Annotated in this window: 18 protein-coding genes and 1 tRNA gene; 7 read left to right on the top strand and 12 right to left on the bottom strand. The window is 57.2% G+C overall.

Translation table 11 applies throughout. From position 1 onward, the window contains the following. Positions 1-27: 27 nt before the first annotated feature. From ACFWW2_RS03895 to ACFWW2_RS03885, 3 genes are all read right to left on the bottom strand, one after another. Positions 28-345, bottom strand: coding sequence for a hypothetical protein (locus ACFWW2_RS03895; protein WP_393926361.1), 318 nt, complete (start codon positions 343-345; stop codon positions 28-30). Positions 346-553: 208 nt separating this feature from the next. Then, on the bottom strand, positions 554-1,960 hold the full coding sequence (gene glnA / locus ACFWW2_RS03890; RefSeq protein WP_393926359.1) for a type I glutamate--ammonia ligase: 1,407 nt from the start codon (positions 1,958-1,960) through the stop codon (positions 554-556). Between the two features lie 33 nt (positions 1,961-1,993). Next, the gene (locus ACFWW2_RS03885) at positions 1,994-2,332 is read right to left on the bottom strand and encodes a P-II family nitrogen regulator (RefSeq protein ID WP_393926357.1); all 339 of its coding nucleotides are present in this window, start codon (positions 2,330-2,332) and stop codon (positions 1,994-1,996) included. A gap of 173 nt (positions 2,333-2,505) precedes the next feature. Between ACFWW2_RS03885 and ACFWW2_RS03880 the strand changes: the two genes are divergently transcribed. After that, positions 2,506-4,269, top strand: a complete 1,764-nt coding sequence (locus ACFWW2_RS03880) for an NAD(P)H-hydrate dehydratase (RefSeq protein ID WP_393926355.1) — start codon at positions 2,506-2,508, stop codon at positions 4,267-4,269. Positions 4,270-4,319: 50 nt separating this feature from the next. On the opposite strand, the gene ACFWW2_RS03875 is transcribed toward ACFWW2_RS03880, so the two are convergent. Further along, positions 4,320-4,787, bottom strand: coding sequence for a Hint domain-containing protein (locus ACFWW2_RS03875; protein WP_393926353.1), 468 nt, complete (start codon positions 4,785-4,787; stop codon positions 4,320-4,322). Between the two features lie 169 nt (positions 4,788-4,956). On the opposite strand from ACFWW2_RS03875, the gene ACFWW2_RS03870 reads away from it, so the two are divergent. From ACFWW2_RS03870 to ACFWW2_RS03855, 4 genes are all read left to right on the top strand, one after another. Then, a tRNA-Leu gene (locus ACFWW2_RS03870) sits at positions 4,957-5,041 on the top strand. 24 nt (positions 5,042-5,065) lie between these two features. Continuing rightward, positions 5,066-6,397: a trigger factor gene (tig, locus tag ACFWW2_RS03865; RefSeq protein ID WP_393926351.1), complete on the top strand. Its 1,332-nt coding sequence runs from the start codon at positions 5,066-5,068 to the stop codon at positions 6,395-6,397. A 178-nt stretch (positions 6,398-6,575) separates the two neighbouring features. Beyond that, entirely contained in the window at positions 6,576-7,553 is a 978-nt protein-coding gene (locus ACFWW2_RS03860) for a hypothetical protein (RefSeq protein WP_393926349.1), read from the top strand. Between the two features lie 91 nt (positions 7,554-7,644). Continuing rightward, positions 7,645-8,121 (top strand): hypothetical protein, encoded by a 477-nt coding sequence (locus ACFWW2_RS03855; protein WP_393926347.1) that lies wholly within the window; start codon positions 7,645-7,647, stop codon positions 8,119-8,121. On the opposite strand, the gene ACFWW2_RS03850 is transcribed toward ACFWW2_RS03855, so the two are convergent. The 7 genes from ACFWW2_RS03850 to rpsF all read right to left on the bottom strand — a co-directional run bounded on the left by ACFWW2_RS03850 (position 8,118) and on the right by rpsF (position 15,340). Then, positions 8,118-8,777 (bottom strand): hypothetical protein, encoded by a 660-nt coding sequence (locus tag ACFWW2_RS03850; protein ID WP_393926345.1) that lies wholly within the window; start codon positions 8,775-8,777, stop codon positions 8,118-8,120. The genes ACFWW2_RS03855 and ACFWW2_RS03850 overlap by 4 nt on opposite strands. A 3-nt stretch (positions 8,778-8,780) precedes the next feature. Continuing rightward, positions 8,781-10,181 carry a selenium-binding protein SBP56-related protein gene (locus tag ACFWW2_RS03845; protein ID WP_393926343.1) on the bottom strand — a complete coding sequence of 467 codons (1,401 nt, stop codon included), beginning with the start codon at positions 10,179-10,181 and terminating at the stop codon, positions 8,781-8,783. Positions 10,182-10,583: 402 nt separating this feature from the next. Next, a complete protein-coding gene (locus ACFWW2_RS03840) occupies positions 10,584-12,539 on the bottom strand; it encodes a bifunctional 2',3'-cyclic-nucleotide 2'-phosphodiesterase/3'-nucleotidase (RefSeq protein WP_393926341.1) in 1,956 nt (651 codons plus the stop codon). Positions 12,540-12,794: 255 nt separating this feature from the next. Then, positions 12,795-13,775 carry a transferrin-binding protein-like solute binding protein gene (locus ACFWW2_RS03835; RefSeq protein WP_393926339.1) on the bottom strand — a complete coding sequence of 327 codons (981 nt, stop codon included), beginning with the start codon at positions 13,773-13,775 and terminating at the stop codon, positions 12,795-12,797. Positions 13,776-14,095: 320 nt separating this feature from the next. Next, positions 14,096-14,728, bottom strand: coding sequence for a 50S ribosomal protein L9 (gene rplI, locus ACFWW2_RS03830; RefSeq protein ID WP_393926337.1), 633 nt, complete (start codon positions 14,726-14,728; stop codon positions 14,096-14,098). A gap of 10 nt (positions 14,729-14,738) precedes the next feature. Next, positions 14,739-14,966, bottom strand: coding sequence for a 30S ribosomal protein S18 (rpsR, locus tag ACFWW2_RS03825; protein ID WP_393926335.1), 228 nt, complete (start codon positions 14,964-14,966; stop codon positions 14,739-14,741). A gap of 20 nt (positions 14,967-14,986) precedes the next feature. Continuing rightward, complete coding sequence (rpsF, locus tag ACFWW2_RS03820) at positions 14,987-15,340, bottom strand: 30S ribosomal protein S6 (protein WP_108387027.1); 354 nt, start codon at positions 15,338-15,340, stop codon at positions 14,987-14,989. A 259-nt stretch (positions 15,341-15,599) separates the two neighbouring features. On the opposite strand from rpsF, the gene ACFWW2_RS03815 reads away from it, so the two are divergent. Both ACFWW2_RS03815 and ACFWW2_RS03810 read left to right on the top strand, forming a co-directional pair. Beyond that, positions 15,600-16,190: a hypothetical protein gene (locus ACFWW2_RS03815; RefSeq protein WP_393926332.1), complete on the top strand. Its 591-nt coding sequence runs from the start codon at positions 15,600-15,602 to the stop codon at positions 16,188-16,190. A 99-nt stretch (positions 16,191-16,289) separates the two neighbouring features. Then, positions 16,290-16,868, top strand: a complete 579-nt coding sequence (locus tag ACFWW2_RS03810) for a YceI family protein (RefSeq protein ID WP_393926330.1) — start codon at positions 16,290-16,292, stop codon at positions 16,866-16,868. Between the two features lie 54 nt (positions 16,869-16,922). On the opposite strand, the gene ACFWW2_RS03805 is transcribed toward ACFWW2_RS03810, so the two are convergent. After that, positions 16,923-18,119 carry a cytochrome b/b6 domain-containing protein gene (locus ACFWW2_RS03805; protein WP_393926329.1) on the bottom strand — a complete coding sequence of 399 codons (1,197 nt, stop codon included), beginning with the start codon at positions 18,117-18,119 and terminating at the stop codon, positions 16,923-16,925. Between the last annotated feature and the right edge of the window lie 89 nt (positions 18,120-18,208).

Here is an 18,208-nt window from a genome sequence, read left to right as displayed (position 1 = left end):
CGGCCGGGCCGTGATGGCCCGGTCTGATCAGCGCTGTGGTTCAGGCTCCATCGCGATGCTGGACCCATCCTTGGTCAGCATCGACGTTCTTGTGTTTTCCGGCGTTGTGCAGACCGGCGTCCCATCGCGGTTCAGGCGGGCGGCCATATACCCTTCCAGGCCATCGTCAATATACCAGTATTGGCAGCCATCCGGAGAGACCCAGATATTGGCCAGCCCGTCAGCCAGCGCGCCGCCATCCAGCCCGCCATCCAGAATCTGATTGCTGTCGCCAGTCCGACCCTCGCAGGCTGCCAGCCCAGCGACCGCCGCAATCAAACCCGTGCATTTCAAAAACCTGTTCATCGACAGCCTCTTCCATTTCAAACCTGATACCACTTTGGCCGGTTGTAGATGAGTAAGGGGGCGCTTTCAACGATTTCGACCCTGAACAAAAGTCTAGGCGGATTTCCTTGCAATAGGGTGAAGAAGTGAGAGGGTGTCAAAACGCAAATGGGCGCCCCGACAGGGCGCCCATGAATTTCATCAGGTGGCGGGCCGGACCCGCCCGACCTCAGCAGCTGTAGTAAAGCTTGTATTCCACGGGGTGTGGTGTGTGCTCATAGGCGTACACTTCTTCCCATTTCAGCTCCATGTAGCCTTCCAACTGGTCCTTGGTGAACACGTCACCGGCCAACAGGAAGTCATGATCTGCTTCCAGCGACTCCAGCGCTTCACGCAAGGATGCGCAAACGGTCGGGATTTCGGCCAGTTCTTCGGGCGGCAGATCGTAGAGGTCTTTGTCAGAGGACGGACCCGGATCGATCTTGTTCTTGATCCCGTCAAGGCCGGCCATCAGCAAGGCCGAGAAGCACAGGTAAGGGTTCGCCGCCGGATCGGGGAAACGGGCCTCGACACGCTTGGCCTTGGGGCTTTCGGCCCATGGGATACGCACGCAGCCCGACCGGTTACGGGCGGAATAGGCACGCAGCACGGGGGCCTCAAAGCCGGGGATCAGGCGCTTGTAGCTGTTGGTTGATGGGTTGGTGAAGGCGTTCAGCGTCTTGGCGTGCTTGAGGATACCGCCAATGAAGTAAAGCGCTTCCTGTGACAGGTCTGCGTATTTGTCACCTGCAAAGAGCGGCTTGCCGTCTTTCCAGATCGACATATTCACATGCATGCCGGTGCCGTTATCGCCCGCAATCGGCTTTGGCATAAAGGTGGCGGATTTCCCGTAGGCCTGTGCCACGTTGTGGATCACATACTTATACTTCTGCAGATCGTCTGCCTGAGAGGTCAGCGTGCCAAAGATCAACCCCAGCTCGTGCTGGCAGGATGCAACCTCGTGGTGATGCTTGTCGACCTTCATGCCCATCCGCTTCATCGTGGACAGCATTTCAGAGCGCATTTCCTGCGCGTCATCAATCGGGTTCACAGGGAAATAGCCACCCTTGATGCCAGGGCGATGGCCAGTATTGCCCATTTCGTATTCGGTGTCGGTGTTCCAGGCGCCGTCGATGGCATCAACCTGATAGGACACCTTGTTCATCGATACGCTGAAACGCACATCGTCAAAGACAAAGAATTCAGCCTCGGGGCCGAAATAGGCGGTGTCACCAATGCCGGATGCTTTCAGATAGGCCTCTGCCTTGACGGCGGTGCCGCGCGGGTCGCGGGAGTATGCTTCGCCCGTGTCGGGCTCGACGATGTTGCAGTGAATGCAGAGCGTCTTTTCCGCGTAAAACGGATCCAGATAGGCACTTTCGGCCTGCGGCATCAGTTTCATGTCGGACTGATCAATGGATTTCCAGCCAGCAATGGAAGAGCCGTCAAACATGAAGCCCTCTTCGAGGAAATCCTCATCCACCAGATCGGCCACCACGGTTACGTGTTGCAGCTTGCCGCGCGGATCGGTGAAGCGGATATCGACATAATCGACATCCTCGTCCTTGATCAGTTTCAGAACAGCTTTGTTGTCCATCTATGATGTCCCTTTTTGTAGTAGAATTACGGATTAAAGCGCGTCGTCGCCGGTTTCACCGGTACGAATGCGAATGGCCTGTTCAATGGACGACACAAAGATCTTGCCGTCGCCGATCTTGTCGGTCTTGGCGGCCCCGATGATCGCCTCGATGGCGCCATCGACCTGATCGTCGGCCAGGACGACCTCGATCTTCACCTTGGGCAGGAAATCGACCACATATTCGGCGCCGCGATAGAGTTCGGTATGGCCTTTCTGGCGTCCAAAGCCCTTGACCTCAACGACCGAAAGACCCTGCACGCCAACCTCTTGCAGCGCCTCTTTCACCTCATCAAGCTTGAATGGTTTGATGATCGCTTCGATCTTTTTCATGGCCCGCGACTCCCGTTTGGTGTTTCAGTGGTGGTCAGACCATTTCTCTTGCAAAGGGACAATTCGTGGTCGAACCTTACCCCATGCTGGTCAGGGGAAAGCATATCGTTTGCCTGTTTTTTGTGCAACTCGCCCACTGATCGGGCGCTCTGAAAACTTGAGGTGCTGAAACCATGACCGAACTCTTAACCGCTGCCCAAATGCGCGCCATCGAGCAGGCCGCAATCGACAGCGGAGAGGTGACCGGGCTGGAGCTGATGGAGAGGGCGGGCCGGGGAGTGGTGGAGGCGATTTTTGCCGAATGGCCGGAATTGGCTGCGCCAAAACCGTCCGCGCTGGCGTCGGGCGGGGCAGGGGGTTCGACCCCCTCGCCGCTGCGCGGCTCACCCCCGGAGCATTTGGCGCAAAATGATCAGCAAGGCCACCGCGCCGTCGTGTTGTGCGGCCCCGGCAACAATGGCGGCGACGGGTTTGTGGTGGCACGGTTGCTGAAAGAGGCCGGTTGGGACGTTGAGGTGTTTCTGTATGGGGATGCCGAAAAGCTGCCGCCGGATGCGAAGGTGAATTATGAGCGGTGGGCAGAGCTGGGTCATGTTCAGATATTGAACGACTTCAACTTAAATCAGGTGCTTTGGCAATCTGACATCATTATCGATGCCATATTCGGGACCGGCCTGTCTCGATTGGTTGTCGGAGAATTGGCCGAAGCACTGTTTGGAATGCATGCCGATGGAGATCTATGCATAGAACAACCGGACGTCCCTCGGATCGTATCTGTCGATATACCGACCGGCATATGTTCCGATAGCGGGAGGTTACTTGGCGCCGTCGCGCCATCGCATCTGGTTGTCACTTTTCATCTCGCGAAGATTGGCCTTTATCTTGATGAAGCAACTGCATTGCGCAGCAAGATTCATGTCTGCGACATCGGTCTTCGCAGTCTAGTTCCTTCTAATAGTTACCTCACTGAAGCCCCGACCAGACGTCACAGTAATAGTGCCTATTCCCAGGGAAATTATCTTGGCAAAGATCAGACCAGTAGTGACCCTTATCCCAAGTCGCTTCACAAATACTCCCACGGTCATGCCCTCATCCTCTCTGGCGGTGTTGGCAAAGGCGGTGCCGCCCGCCTTGCGGCCCGCGGTGCCATCCGCATTGGGGCAGGGGCCGTAACGGTGGGCGCACCACCATCCGCGCTGATTGAGAATGCGGTGCAGTTGAATGCTATTATGTTGACGGGTGTCAAAGATGAGAACGCTTTGGCCGATATCCTGCAGGACACCCGTATGAACGCGCTCTGCCTCGGGCCGGGACTGGGGACCGGCGCGCGGGAGGCCAAGCTGCTTGACGCCGCACTGGAGAAGACCCGTCCCGGGCTTGACCCGGGACCTCAACCAGAGGCCAAGCCGCGAGGCCCCGGGTCAGGCCCGGGGCGCCGTCTTGTGTTGGATGCCGATGCGCTGACCTTGATCGCAAAGGACGAAACCCTCTTCACTAAACTCCACAAAAACTGCATCCTCACCCCGCATGCCGGCGAATTCGCCCGCCTCTTCCCTGACATCGCCGAAAAATTGAACGCCCCCGCCACCAAAGGTCCCGCCTATTCCAAAGTCGACGCCACCCGCGAGGCGGCCAAGCGGGCGGGCTGCGTCGTGCTGTTCAAGGGGCCCGATACGGTCATCGCCGACCCGTCAGGGCGCTGCTCCATCAATGCGTCGGTCTACGAACGCTCCGCCCCATGGCTTGCGACAGCGGGTTCCGGCGACGTGCTGGCGGGGTTCATCACCGGCCTGCTCGCGCGCGGGTTTCAACCGATGCAGGCCGCCGAAACCGGGGCGTGGCTGCATACCGAATGCGCGCTCAGCTTCGGGCCGGGATTGATTGCCGAGGATCTGCCAGAGGAGTTGCCAAAGGTCTTTCGCGCCCTCGGATTATAGGTGGTTGCTTGCAATATAACCGCCCCGGACCTGATCCGGGGCCTCTGCCGTCAGGCCGCCTGCACCACAATCTCGACCCCGTTGGCATAGATGATGTGATCACTGGCAAATTCCAGATCAAAGACCTGCATGACCTGCCATTTCTGCTGGGCGACGAATTCACCATCGGCAAGGCGGCTTGCTTCGACATCGGCGCTTTCGGCACCGAACAGAACCGGCGCGCGCCAGTCGCGGATATGAATGCGGGTGGCCGGTGTCACGACCATATCAAGACCGGGGCGGGTATGGCCCAGCGAACCGCCCTTGATCACCAACGGACGCACCTTGGCGCGGCGGGCGGTGACATTCTTCAGCACACAAACGCCGCCGTCACGGGTGACCACCCGGTCGCCGGGAACCAGATGTTCCACCGGCAACTCGCCATCCAGCGTCATGATCAACGTACCGGCACAGATCCCGATGTCGGATGATAGAACGGGCTGAAACGGATCGCTGTGATTTTGGGGCGTCGAACGCATCGTGATATCCTGGGCAGTGGTCGTGCCGCCATATGCGCCCCCAAACATGGCGAGAAAACGTTAAGGAACTGCTTTTTTCATGGTGATTTTTCCTCTCGCATCCGTCGCGGACCTTTGCTAGACAGCGCGCAAACATGGGGCAGGCGCAGGCTTGCCCCTTTTAGATCATGCGGGTGTGGCGAAATTGGTAGACGCACCAGATTTAGGTTCTGGCGCCGCAAGGCGTGGGGGTTCAAGTCCCTCCACCCGCACCATAGTTGAATGAAGAAGGATATATGATGCAGGTCACCGAGACCCTGAACGAAGGCCTCAAGCGCGGTTACGCGATCACGGTCACCGCAGCTGAACTTGACGCCAAAGTCGAGGAAAAGCTGAAAGAGGCACAGCCCTCTGTGGAAATGAAGGGGTTTCGCAAGGGCAAGGTGCCAATGGCGCTGCTGCGCAAGCAATTTGGCCAGCGCCTGATGGGCGAATCGATGCAGGAAAGCATTGATGGTGCCCTGACCAAGCATCTGGAAGAAACTGGTGACCGTCCCGCCGCCCAGCCCGAAATGAAGATGACCAACGAGGACTGGAAAGAAGGCGACGACGTCAATGTCGAGGTCTCTTATGAAAAGCTGCCCGAGATTGAAGAGGTCGATTTTTCCAAGATCAAGCTGGAACGTCTGGTGGTCAAGGCCGACAAGGATTCGGTGAAAGAGGCGCTCGACAACCTCGCCGAAAGCCCGCAGGCCGTGACCTATGAGGCCAAGAAAACCCAGGCCAAGAAAGACGATCAGGTCGTGCTGGATTTCGTGGGCAAGGTCGATGGCGAACCATTCGAAGGCGGCGCGGCAGAGGATTATCCGCTGGTTCTCGGCTCCAACTCCTTCATCCCCGGCTTTGAAGACGGGTTGCTGAAGGTCAAGGCTGGCGACGAAAAAGATGTCGAGGTGACCTTCCCTGAGGATTATCAGGCCGAAAACCTTGCCGGCAAGAAGGCGGTTTTCACCTGCACAATCAAAGAGGTGCGCGGTCCCAAGAAGCCCAAGATCGATGACGAACTGGCCAAGAAGTTCCAGGCCGAAGATCTCGACGCACTGAAAGCGCAGATCACCGAGCGGCTAGAGGCTGAATATACCGGTGCCTCCCGTGCTGTGGCCAAGCGTGCCCTGCTGGATGCGCTGGATAAGAAGGTCAAGTTCGACCTGCCCGCATCACTGGTCGAAGCCGAGGCAGGCCAGATCGCCCACCAGCTGTGGCATGAGGAAAATCCTGACGTTGAGGGCCATGATCACCCCGAAATCGAGCCAACCAAGGAGCATGTCAAACTGGCCGAGCGCCGGGTGAAACTGGGGCTGTTGCTCGCCGATATCGGTCAAAAGGCCGAGGTCAAGGTCACCGATCAGGAAATGACCCAGGCGATCATGAACCAGGCGCGTCAATATCCCGGTCAGGAACGCCAGTTCTTTGAATTCGTGCAGCAGAACGCCCAGTTCCGCCAGCAATTGCAGGCACCATTGTTCGAGGACAAGGTCGTTGACCACATCTTTGAACAGGCCGCCGTGAAGGACAAAGAAGTCAGCAAGGACGACCTGCAAAAGGCCGTTGAAAAGCTGGAAGAAGAATAAACGCAGCTCTGATCAGAGTAGCGATAAGGGGCGCCCGGTGGGGTGCCCCTTTTTTGTGCTTGCTGTACATAATTGAACGACGTTCATTTTTGTTGACCGCTGGGCGGCTTTATGCAATATTTGAACATCGTTCAAGACTATCAGAATAGATACACCGCACAACAAAGGAGCTAATCCCATGTTCAGCAAACGGTCCATCACCCTGAAAGCGGTGACGATCCTAGCCCTGACCCTCGCCAGTCAGAACAACGCCCAGACGATTGAGATTGGCGATCAGACCACTAGTGTTGAGGAGAGCGGTATGACCCTGCAGGAAGCACAGGATGCCATGGACCCGATCCGCCTGATTGAGGCTTATCTGGTCGACAAGGAAGGTCCCCGCAACGCACGCGGCGGCTGGGGCACCCGCGACAGCAATACCTACCGGGTCGGCGAACAGATCGACGCGGTGATCTATCTGGCGAATGTGGGCAAGCACAATCCGGGCCAGCCCGACAACCCGCAAGAGATGGAGCTTTCCATCAACATCCGCGACAAGGCGGGCAATATCGTCTATCAGGCCCCGCTTGCTCACACATTCCGCGGTGTCAGGCGGCTGGATGATCCGCTGCAGGATGACTACTTCAGCGACCGCTTCACTGTCAGTGCGCGTGTGTCGGATGTGGGGGAGTATGACGTCGGCTTTGTTTTTCTGGACAGGACCCGCCCGGCTGAAAAGCGGGTCGCGCTTGAGGTCAAGCTGGATGTGGCCATCGTCGCGGCCGAGGCGACAGAGACCCTGACCGATCTGACCCAGATGATGATGAATGACGGTATGGATCAAAGCTATCTCTTGCGCCGGTGTGCCGCATATTTCCGCAGTCAAATCGAGTTCTACGGGCCTGACGGGTTCAGCGAGGAAGATTTTGCCATCATCGACAGCAAGGTGCGCTATTTCATTCATGGTGACGCTGTCATCAATGCGGCCGCGCAGGGTATCACCATGGATGCAGCACTGGACGACACGTTTGCGGCCATGAAAGATATCTCATCCGCCTATCTGGACCGGATGGCGCGCAACTATACCGCCGGACAGCATCCATGGGCCGAAGATACCATGCTGCGCCGGGACGAGGCGGCCTGCACCGTGATCTTTGATGGGCGCAGCGCGCAATAGCGCCTGAACAGCGCCACAAAATCTTCATTCTTTGCGGGCAGGCTGGGCAGGCGGGTCGGGGTTGTTGTGTGTGTGTGTGAAAGGATTTGTCATGAAAACCCCCTGTCTTGCCGCCTTGGCGTTGTTTGGGCTGTCCACCGGGGCATTCGCCTGCCCGGATTACGATCTGTCCCCGGCTGAGGCGTATCGCGCGACCGGTCCGCAGCTTTACGCTGCGGCCAGTTTCGATGTGATCGCCGGGGGTGACAATTACATCTGGAATTGCCGGAATGTCCGTCCGGGGACCGATACCGGTGCGGGGTATTTTCCATCCGCGCCTGACTTTTCATTTCAGCTGACCAAGATGAGCCCCTATCAGCTGGTCATCAGTCTCGACAGCGAATGTGATGCCGCGCTGCTGATCAACACGGCCTCTACCAACTGGTATTATGATGATGACGACAACGGCAATCTGGACCCGCGGATCGTTCTGACCCGGCCGATCGACGGGCGCATCGACATCTGGGTCGGCACCTATGATGGCGAATATTGTGATGCTACGTTGCAGATGGAAACCTTTGACCGCTAAAGCGCTAACCACACCCCGATCCCGCCGACAAGGATCAGGCTGAGCGCCCAGACCACATTGAGGTTGAACCAGGATTTCCGCAGGAAATTCAGACCCAGCCACAGATACATGCCCACCGCCAGCGCGCCGCCCGCCAGCGTCATTGCGGCGGTATGGGCGGTGGCCACGGCAAAGGCGGTGCCGATATTGCTGGCCATCAGCGCACCTGCCGCCTGATGGCCAGCATCAAGGTCCGACGGGGCGCACAGCCCCAGATAGATCGGGACCAGCATCAGCCCGGCCCCATGGGCAATCGCCGCCAGAAACGACCACAGGACCAGTTGCGTGGGCTTGACCCGCGCCAGAAACCGCGGATGGCGGCGGGTGATCAGCAGATAAAGCCCCAGCGCGATCACGAGCAGGCCCGCACCGATCCGGATTTCGCGTTCCCATGCCACAAGTGTGATCATCATCGAAAACGGCAACAGGATCGCGGTCATGGCCAGAAAATGCCCCAGCGCCAGTGCGCCAAGCGCGGGCCAAAGCGCTGCGCGTTTCTGTGCAAACAGCGCCGCCGAGACCGCCAGCGGCCAGCCCATGCCGGGATTTACCCCGTGATAAATGCCTGAAACGATAACAGCCCACCACAGGGCCGTTACCGATAGCGCCTCTTCCAAGGTCTAGACGTTGGGATAGCAGAAACTGTCGGTGGAACAGTCGCCCCCTTCCAGCCTGATCTGGTGGCTGCGATACCCGTCCGGGAAATCGACCCAGAAATCGCTGTTGAGCGTCAGCCCCCCGTTTTCGCCCACATCGGCCATGACCATGGCGGCCCCGCGATCACCCGGATAGAACTGATCATCCCAGGTGGAATAAAGCGAATTGGTCCAGTAGACCCGTTTGCCATCGCGGCTGATCTCGACCATTTGCGGGCCATAGCCGAACTCCTTGCCATTGGGGTGCTTGGTTTTCTTGACGATCCCGCCGATTTCCACCTTGCCCGCGAGCGTCGGATTCATCGGGTCGGACACATCGTACTGATGCATTTCACCCAAGCCCCAGCAGGCGACATAGAGGTATTTGTCGTCAAGGCTCAGGTCGATATCGGTGACCAGCGGCGGGCAGGCGCCAAAGCCTTTCAGCAGATCGGGCAGGTCGTCCGCATCGGCGGGAACGGGATCAATCGTGATGGTCTTCTTGGCCTCGAACGTGCCGTCATCTTTGCGCCACCAGGTAAAGATCGCGCCTTGCAGATTGGTTGTATCCACAACGACCCCACAGAACCCGTATTGTTTGGCCGGGTCGTGGGCGGGTCGGATCTCCAGCGCCATCTGATGGTTTTCACCCAAATCGATGCTTTGCACGCATTTTCGGGCGCGCAGGTCCCAGAAATGGATCGTATGACCGTATTTGTTCGACAGCAGATCCTCTGCTACGATCCCGTTTTCGAATTGCGGCGGCAGGCCCCATTCGGAACTGACCATGTAGTCGCGGGGCAGGTTCCACCAGAAATCGTAATGCTTGTCCTGAATGCCCCGGTCCATCTCGTACCGGCCCAGAATCTCGAAGGTTTCGCAATCCATGATGAAGATGCCGGGCGGTCCGTCAGTGCCATCCTTGCCGCCGCCACCAAGGGTGGAGACATAGATGCCTTCCGGTCCGCAATGGATCGTGTGGGGGCGGGAATAACCGGTTTTGGCGAACAGCTCTTCCGGTTCGATGATCTTATGAATCTTCGCCTTTAGCGGCTCTTTAACATCAATCACATAAATGCGGCTGGACCGGATGCCGGGAATGATCAGATAGCGGCGTTCCAGAAAGGCGTGGCCGGTCAGCGGTGACAGGGCCGATGAACAGGCGTTCCAGCCAAAATGGTGAAATTCATCGCCCTTGTTGGGCATGAACAGGCTGTGCACGATCTGGCCATATGTTTTGGAGCTTGGATCAACATCCACCACGGCCAGGCCGTCAGGCTGACTACCATCGGGGCTGAGCATCAGGGTGAAGGCCAGTGTTTCAACCGGGGCCTCCATGGCCATGCGGGCCGTTGGATGGAATGTTGGATCAGGTCTCAAATTCATGCGATTTCCCCCCTCGCGTAAGTGCCGCCCGTGACGAGCGGAAAAACAGGCGCGCAATGTGTGAAACAATCAACAACGGCAACATCAAAAACAGTTGGGCGCATCAAAATGTACCACGGACCGGCGGCCTGATAATCCCCGGATACTGTCCGGGGCAGGGGTGACTTGGCAAGTCATTTGATCGGGGCGGGTTGTGGCGAAACCTTAACGGGCGGTTCAGAATTCGACCGGGCGCTGCGTTAATTCGGGGGTTTCGGTGATTAGGGTCCGACGCAAATCCGACGTTTTGCCGACGCGATGCCGACCGGCCATTTCGGCAAAAACCCCTGTGTTAACGGGTGATTCGCAAGAATGGGGTGCGGTGGGTGTTGCGTCCACGCGCAGCACCCACCGCGCGTTGCGTCACATCTCGATCCGGAACAGGGCAAAGCCGGTGTCAGACGTGCCAGCGGGCGCGATTTTCATGCCCGCCACATCATCGGCATAGGCCGCCCCTGCCGGGCCGGTTTCGAACATCAGCGTGGTGCCCGGCATCGGTTTGAACGACCAGTTGGCATCGGCCTTGGGATCGATCGTGCCCTGATCGACGATGTAGCGCACGATCACATCGCGGTTCGTGTCGGGCCCTTCAAAGATGATCGTGTCGCCTGTGCCGGGGAAACTGCCGCCGCCAGAAGCGCGGTAATTGTTGGTGGCAATGATGAATTCCTGATCGGGATCAATGGGTTCGCCATTGAACTGCAGGTTCACGATCCGGTTGGCATCAGGGTTGATCACCGCCCCCTCGCGGTCGAATTTCGATGGCTGGGTCAGGTCGATCTGATAGGTCACCCCGTCCATCACATCGAAATTGTAGCTGGGGAAATCCGGGTTCAGCAGGACGGCATCCTGCGCGCCCGCATCCACCTGATTGAACATGCCCGCGCTGCGTTCCAGCCAATCCTTGACCTGCGCGCCCGTGACCTTAACCGCCCGTACAGTATTGGGATATAGATACAGATCCGCGACATTCTTGATCGCCACATCGCCGACGGGAACATCGGTGAAATATTCCGGCCCGCCGCGACCACCGGCCTTGAACGGGGCGGCGGCGGACAGGATCGGCAGACCCTCATATGCGGTGCCGACCATCTGTTCTTTGATATACCAGCGTTGGGCGTTGGACACGATCTGAACCGATGGGTCATCCGCCACCAACGCGAAATAGGAGTGCAGAGGGGCCGCGGTTTTACCCACCGCAGTGCGCACGTAAGTCAATGTTTCTTCATGGATATCCCGGATCGAGTCCAGAACCGGCTGATAATCATCGACCAGCGCTGTGATGCTGCGATCCTCTTCGCGGCGGGAAATGGGGCGAGCCTCTGACGTGTGGGACAGGATGCGCCAGCTGTCGCCGTCGCGTTCCAGCAGCAGGTCGACCAGCCCCATATGGCTGCCCCAGAACCCGCCCATGACACCGGGTTTGCCGCCGATGGTCCCTGCGCCGACATCAACGCCAGCCCAGTCGTCATAGTTGGAGGACGGGAACACCAGATGGCTGTGCCCGGTCATGATCGCATCGATCCCGTCCACTGCAGCGAGCGGGATCGCGGCGTTTTCCATCCCGTCCTCGTGATCGGCAGCACCAATCCCCGAATGGGCCAAAGCGACAATGATATCAGCACCTTGCTCCTTCATCTGTGGCACATAGGCACGCGCGCTGTCGATGATATCGCGGGCCTGCACATTGCCTTCCAGATGCTTGCGATCCCAGTTCATGATCTGCGGTGGGACGAACCCGATCAGGCCGATTTTGATCGGGTGGGTGTTGCCGTCGCCATCCGTAATTTCACGGTCAAGGATCACGTAGGGCGGGACCAGCGTCGTGTCTGCGGTGGGTGACGCCCCCATCTCCTTGATAACATTGGCAGAAATGATGGGGAAGGCGGCGCCAGATACCGATTTCATCAGGAACGAGATGCCATAGTTAAACTCATGGTTGCCAAGGGTCGAGACATCGAACCCCAACGTGTTCATCGCGGTGATGACAGGGTGCATGTCGCCTTCCTTCATGCCCCTTTCATAGGCGATGTAATCGCCCATCGGGTTGCCCTGCAGAAAGTCGCCGTTGTCGAGCAGCATGGAGTTGGTCGACTCCGCGCGCACCCCTTCAATGATGCTCGCCGTGCGGCTCAGCCCGACAGTATCGACCTGCCGGTCGGCGTAATAATCGTAAGGAAAAACATGGACATGCAGGTCAGTCGTTTCCATCAGGCGTAGATGCGCCTGACCTGTGGCGGCATTGACGGAAAACGGATGCATCGCGATCAGACCTGCCGATCCGGCGATGAAATGACGACGGTTTAGACGTAGTGACATGATAACCCCCAGTTGCTTTGATTGTTGTCAGTAGACATCTGGGAGCGCCGTGTCACAAGGGCATGTTGCAATCTTTTGCTCATACGACTGCTCGTCGTTGCTGGCGTTGAGATCGCTGGCCTTGTGAGCGAATTCCATCAAACAAATACACTCAAGATAAAGGCCGCTCCCTTCGAGAGCGGCCTTCTTCGTACAAACGTTACTGCTTCGATGATATTGATGCGCAATACATTTTCAGTATCCGTCCCTGCGGTATCAGGGACTAGCTGGCTGTTCGTCTGCGCCAAAATAGCCAAGCAAGAGCAGGGGATCTTCGCCATCGATCAGCATTTCACCGGTAATCGAACCGGCGACGGTTTCACCATTTGGACCATAGAAATTGCCACTATATGTTACGTCTCCAAGGCTTTGCCCTGGCATGAAGAATTCATCATCGGACGTTACGCTGCCAGAGAAGCCATTGCCATCGATGGCCGCGTTTTCAAAGGTAACCGTCTCGACCAGTGGCATGTCGTCGGCACCATTTTCCAAGATTGCGCTGCCTGAGATATTGCTGGCTCCAAAATCGGCGGTCAGTGTCAGTTCACCGGAAATCTCGTCAAATCCGCCTTCATCTGGGCTGTTGGGGTCTACCGTGCTAAGGCGCTCGCCAATGATGCTGACCTCTCCGAGATACGTTGCGGTGCCGCTTTCTGCCGCGATAATTGAAGGATCGGTATCAAAGCCCATGACATCAAGGATGAAGGTTGTTTCATCAGTCAGCGTCACGTCGGCGACGAAGATATCTACAAAATCACTGATGGCTATGAATTGAATTCCAGCATAGCCGTTGTCATCGGTAAAGAGATAGAGGATTTCATCGGGCTCTTCCGGGTCAATATAGCGCGCCAGCGTGTAAGTTGTGCCGTCAATTGTGAAAATGACTTCTTCTTCATCGTCACTGATAGCGACGGTAATGTCATGTGATGCGAGTGCAAAACTATCGACTGTATAGTCTATTTCCTCTTCGCTGAATGGCCCAGCGGCAACCAAACCGGAAAAATCCCCTGTCTCGAAATACGAAGCCATACCTCTTTTTGTGAATGTTACTCCGCCCCTTTCCGTTTGACCGGCCATCGCAAAACCGGTCGATGCCTGAGCAACAGGGACGGTGGTGTCAGTACCCGATCCCGATGATCCACAGGCTGTCAGTGCGCTTATGCTAACTAGGCCAGCGTATTTAGCGATATTCTTCATTATAGTTCCTTAGTGCTGAGCGGTTCTTCGTTCGTTAAGCACCCTAATTACAGGCTGCACTGGCCAATATTTCGTCCGCAGTTTTCAATGTTTTAGTGCACCGACGTATACAGTCCGTGTGTACGATAAAAAATGCGTGAATACAGGGTTTGCGGTTTTGTGCCGACAGGTGTCACTTAGAACACAGCGGACTTGAAGCTCTGAAGGGAACTGAGCTTTCGTGCAAAAAATGAGGGATTATGATCGGAAAATCCAGACGACGGATGCAAAAAAGGCCGCCTCTTACCAAGCGGCCTTTCTCTTTAATCCGTGACGATTGTCTAGTCTTCGTCTGTCTCTTCAGCCGGTGCCTCAGTCTCGACGCCGGCAGTTTCAGCCAGTTCTTCGTCGTCAGATGCTGCGGCACCGATATCGTCGAACAGTTCCTGAATTTCGAACTCGGCAGCGGCTTCTTCTTCGGCAGCGAGTTCCGCGATAGATTTGCCGGCTTCCTGCAGTTCAGCCTCTTCCGGAGACCGGGCCACGTTCAGAGTGATTGTCGCCTCGACTTCCGGGTGCAGGTGGACGACCACGTCATGCAGGCCCAGTTCCTTGATCGCACCGGACAGCACGACCTGTTTCTTGTCGATGCTGAAACCAGCCTCGGTCGCGGCTTCGGCGGCGTCACGGGTGGTGACAGAGCCATAAAGCGAACCAGCGTCGGATGCAGAGCGGATGACGATGAACTTCTGTCCGTCCAGCTTTGCGGCCAACGCATCGGCCTCTTTCTTGGTTTCGAGGTTGCGGGCTTCCATCTGGGCCTTTTCAGCCTCGAACCGGGCCATGTTGGCGGCATTCACGCGCAGCGCCTTGCCCTGCGGCAGAAGGTAGTTGCGCGCATAGCCTTCCTTGACGGACACAACTTCGCCCATCTGGCCAAGCTTGGCGACGCGCTCAAGTAGAATGATTTCCATGATGCGTTCCTTACTTTACGGCGTAGGGCAGCAGGGCCAGGAAACGCGCACGCTTGATGGCCTGGGCCAAACGACGCTGGTTCTTGGCACCGACAGCGGTGATACGGGCGGGCACGATCTTGCCGCGCTCGGAGATGTAGCGCTGCAGCAGGCGTGTGTCCTTGTAGTCGATCTTGGGGGCGTTATCACCCTCGAACGGATCAGACTTGCGACGGCGGAAAAATGGTTTTGTTGCCATGATTTATGGTCCTTTCCTGATCAGCGGCGTTCGCGGCGGTCGCCACGTTCTTCGCGCTTTTGCATCTGTACCGAGGGGCCTTCTTCGTGGGCGTCGACCTTGATGGTCAGGACGCGCATGACGTCTTCATGCAGGCGCATCAGGCGTTCCATTTCCTGCACGGCAGGGGCAGGTGCATCGGTGCGCAGAAAGGCATAATGCCCCTTGCGGTTCTTGTTGATCTTGTAGGCCATCGTCTTGACGCCCCAATATTCGTTCTCCAGCAACTTGCCGCCGTTGTCGGCAAGAACGGTTCCGAAATGTTCGATGAGGCTTTCAGCTTGCGTGTTGGAAAGATCCTGACGCGCAATCATGACATGCTCGTATAGCGGCATGCTTACTCCAGTTCATATATCGGCGCATTTCAAAGAGAGGGGCAGTGAAACCTTCTGCACCCCACCCACGAGAGACTGCGCAGTTCATAACGTTCGCAGAAGGATGCGGCCTTATACAGCCCATTTTCGGCCATGCAACCCTTGTATTCGTGGCGTTGCGGTAACAATCGCAGATTTCTTAACGATGCCTTGACCTTGCCCATTTATGGCCGTGATTGCCGACCATCAAATAGTCTGGAAGCGGGCAAGGAGCGCCGAGATGAGCAATACGAACGTCTCAGTACAGAAAAAACACCAGCGGCTGGCACGGCCGTCGACCTTCGAAGTCGAAGACACCTATTGGGGATATATCGTGCGATCCGGTCGTGGTCCGTCCTTGGGCGTGATGCTGTCGCAAGTCCTGTCATTCTTTTTCGGCGCCTGTTTTCTGACGGCCGGTTTCGGTATTCTGATCATGCCAACAATGATGTTTGACGGCGACCTCGGCGTGTTTCGCGTTGGCACGGCGACCTTGTTTGGTGCTGTTGCCGCCTATCTTTTGTGGTTTGCCAGCCGTGGCACCCGGACGGAACTGCATGTCGACAATAGCGTTGGTGAAATCCGCGAGGTGATCTGCAACCGGGCAGGCAACCCGACGACCGTTGGATGCTATGGTTTTGACAGCATCGGCGGCGTGTTTCTGGACTACAACGAAGATACAGGCATGAGCAATCTGGTGCTGCGCTATCGTAACACCACCCAGACTGTCCCCGTGGCCGAAGGAAGCGAGGCGCAACTGATCGGCCTGCGCGACCGTTTGGGGCATGATCTGATGGTCGTTCCGCAGACACTGCGCGAAATGGCAGCCTGATACGGTCTGCCGAACACAATTTGTTCGAAATTGCAGGATTGCCTTGTCGCAGGCAACGCTATCTCTAAGGGTCATAACGCTCACCTTTGGAGATATGCGATGAAAACGATGCTCACTGCCGCGACACTTTTTGCAACCAGCTTTGCCGCCCCGGCTTTTGCCTCTGCTGAGGATTATGTGCTGGATGCCAGCCACAGCCAGATCCTGTTCAGCTATGATCACCTTGGCTATTCAACGACCTGGGGCATGTTCTCGGGGTTTGAGGGTACCATTTCGTTCGATCAGGAAGACCCTAGCGCTTCTTCTGTCAGCGTATCGTTCCCCGTGCGCAGCATGTTCACCGGCTGGGAAGCACGGTTTGACCATTTCATGGGCGAGGATTTCTTTGGCGCCGGTGAAGACGAGATGGTCACATTCACATCCACCAATATCGAAGTGACCGGCGATGACACTGCCATGATCACAGGTGATCTGACGCTGAACGGGATCACCAAATCAGTCGTTCTGGATGCCAAGTTAAACCAGACCGGCATGCACCCGATGGCGGAAAAAGAATGGGCCGGTTTTGATGCAACCACTACGCTGGTCCGGTCCGATTTCGAGGTGGGAAGTTTCGCCCCCTTCGTCAGCGACGAGGTCGAGGTGATGATTTCGGTTGAGGCGATGAAAGCCGAATAACCCCTCACGAATAGAACACCAGAGGCCGCGCAGGTTATACTGCGCGGCCTTTCTTTATTCGGCACCCCGGGTGGCCGTCAGGTTGATATCGACCATTACCGGGAAGCCCAGATTGGTTTCATCGTTCATGCTTTGCCCGATGCCGAAGTCACTTCGGTCGAGGGCGAGTTGGCCTGTCATCGTGGCGGTATCGTCAGCGATATCCAGCGTGAAGGGCAGGGTGACGGGTACAGTGTTGTCTTTGATCGTCAGCGTCCCATCGGCCACATAGTCCGTTTCGGCCGCTGTGATATCGGCCTGAAACGTTGCAGTCGGAAAGCTTTCCGCGTTGAAGAAGTCAGCGCCCATCGCCTGATTGGTGACCGAGCCGAGGGTCAGGGACGTAATTGCGACGGTTGTGGTCACATCGCCCAGAACGCCGGTGCCATCCGGATCAAAGCTGATCGCTGCGGTCCAGTCGCCGAAACTGCCCTGAACCGCGCTTCCCAGTTGCGTTACGGTGATTGCCAGGGTGCCGTCTGTCACGGTCCATTCAGAGGTAACCTCTGCCAGCTCGGGGCCGGTGCTGCCTTCCTCATGAGTGAATAGGCCGGCGGCGGCCCCTGCGCCTGTTGCGAGGCCGAAAATGACGATGGCGGTGATGGGCGCAAACAGGCTGCCCGCATGCGCCTGTACGGCTGGTGTTTCCCTTTGCCCGAACCACATGCGGCGCAGCGTGGCGTCCTTATCAACGATCTGGTGTTTGAGGGCGCCCGCTATATGCAGCAGGACCGCGGCGACCATGATCTTGCTCCAGATCCAGTGCAGTGATGCAAAGAGTTCCGACACGCCTTCGCTTTTCGGGACCAGCGGTAAATCCTGACCGATGGGCAGCAGGATCGGGGCGAATCCGCTGGTCGCGGCGTGGTGTATCCAGCCGGTCAGCGGAACGGCCACGAGTGAGAGGTAAAGCAGCCAGTGGACCAGTTCGGCCAGCATTGTTTCGCCTTTGCGATCCGGATGCAGCCCGCCGGGTTTGGTTTGGGTCAGCGCCCAAAGGATCCGGCCAAGCGCCACAACGAAGATGATCACCCCAAGCGTTTTGTGAAAGGAAAAGAGCTGCGCCTTCAGCGCGAGTTGTTCGTTTGTTTCATAAGGCAGCCGGTTGGCAATCGCACCAAGCGGGATCACCGTCAGAATCAGCAAGGCCGTCAGCCAATGGAATATCTTGGTCACGGTTCCATAGGTCGTTTGGCTGTTTGTCGCTGGCATCGTTTTCTCCCGTACTGGTTGACCGGACGCTAACACTGTCGTTGTGGCGGGCCTAGTACCCTGTTTTGCGCATGGCCTGTGCGCCGCTG

The sequence above is a fragment of the Yoonia sp. R2-816 genome, assembly GCF_046762905.1.
Taxonomy (GTDB): Bacteria; Pseudomonadota; Alphaproteobacteria; order Rhodobacterales; family Rhodobacteraceae; genus Yoonia.
The sequence above is the reverse complement of the archived record's forward strand: the minus strand, read 5'-3'. Positions and strand labels throughout refer to the sequence as shown.

What these genes read in the sequence shown, in the direction of transcription:
- ACFWW2_RS03895 (WP_393926361.1), bottom strand. Translation starts at nt 345, where the DNA reads ATGAACAGGTTTTTGAAATGCACGGGTTTGATTGCGGCGGTCGCTGGG.
- glnA (WP_393926359.1), bottom strand. Translation starts at nt 1,960, where the DNA reads ATGGACAACAAAGCTGTTCTGAAACTGATCAAGGACGAGGATGTCGAT.
- ACFWW2_RS03885 (WP_393926357.1), bottom strand. Translation starts at nt 2,332, where the DNA reads ATGAAAAAGATCGAAGCGATCATCAAACCATTCAAGCTTGATGAGGTG.
- ACFWW2_RS03880 (WP_393926355.1), top strand. Translation starts at nt 2,506, where the DNA reads ATGACCGAACTCTTAACCGCTGCCCAAATGCGCGCCATCGAGCAGGCC.
- ACFWW2_RS03875 (WP_393926353.1), bottom strand. Translation starts at nt 4,787, where the DNA reads ATGCGTTCGACGCCCCAAAATCACAGCGATCCGTTTCAGCCCGTTCTA.
- tig (WP_393926351.1), top strand. Translation starts at nt 5,066, where the DNA reads ATGCAGGTCACCGAGACCCTGAACGAAGGCCTCAAGCGCGGTTACGCG.
- ACFWW2_RS03860 (WP_393926349.1), top strand. Translation starts at nt 6,576, where the DNA reads ATGTTCAGCAAACGGTCCATCACCCTGAAAGCGGTGACGATCCTAGCC.
- ACFWW2_RS03855 (WP_393926347.1), top strand. Translation starts at nt 7,645, where the DNA reads ATGAAAACCCCCTGTCTTGCCGCCTTGGCGTTGTTTGGGCTGTCCACC.
- ACFWW2_RS03845 (WP_393926343.1), bottom strand. Translation starts at nt 10,181, where the DNA reads ATGAATTTGAGACCTGATCCAACATTCCATCCAACGGCCCGCATGGCC.
- ACFWW2_RS03840 (WP_393926341.1), bottom strand. Translation starts at nt 12,539, where the DNA reads ATGTCACTACGTCTAAACCGTCGTCATTTCATCGCCGGATCGGCAGGT.
- ACFWW2_RS03835 (WP_393926339.1), bottom strand. Translation starts at nt 13,775, where the DNA reads ATGAAGAATATCGCTAAATACGCTGGCCTAGTTAGCATAAGCGCACTG.
- rplI (WP_393926337.1), bottom strand. Translation starts at nt 14,728, where the DNA reads ATGGAAATCATTCTACTTGAGCGCGTCGCCAAGCTTGGCCAGATGGGC.
- rpsR (WP_393926335.1), bottom strand. Translation starts at nt 14,966, where the DNA reads ATGGCAACAAAACCATTTTTCCGCCGTCGCAAGTCTGATCCGTTCGAG.
- rpsF (WP_108387027.1), bottom strand. Translation starts at nt 15,340, where the DNA reads ATGCCGCTATACGAGCATGTCATGATTGCGCGTCAGGATCTTTCCAAC.
- ACFWW2_RS03815 (WP_393926332.1), top strand. Translation starts at nt 15,600, where the DNA reads ATGAGCAATACGAACGTCTCAGTACAGAAAAAACACCAGCGGCTGGCA.
- ACFWW2_RS03810 (WP_393926330.1), top strand. Translation starts at nt 16,290, where the DNA reads ATGAAAACGATGCTCACTGCCGCGACACTTTTTGCAACCAGCTTTGCC.
- ACFWW2_RS03805 (WP_393926329.1), bottom strand. Translation starts at nt 18,119, where the DNA reads ATGCCAGCGACAAACAGCCAAACGACCTATGGAACCGTGACCAAGATA.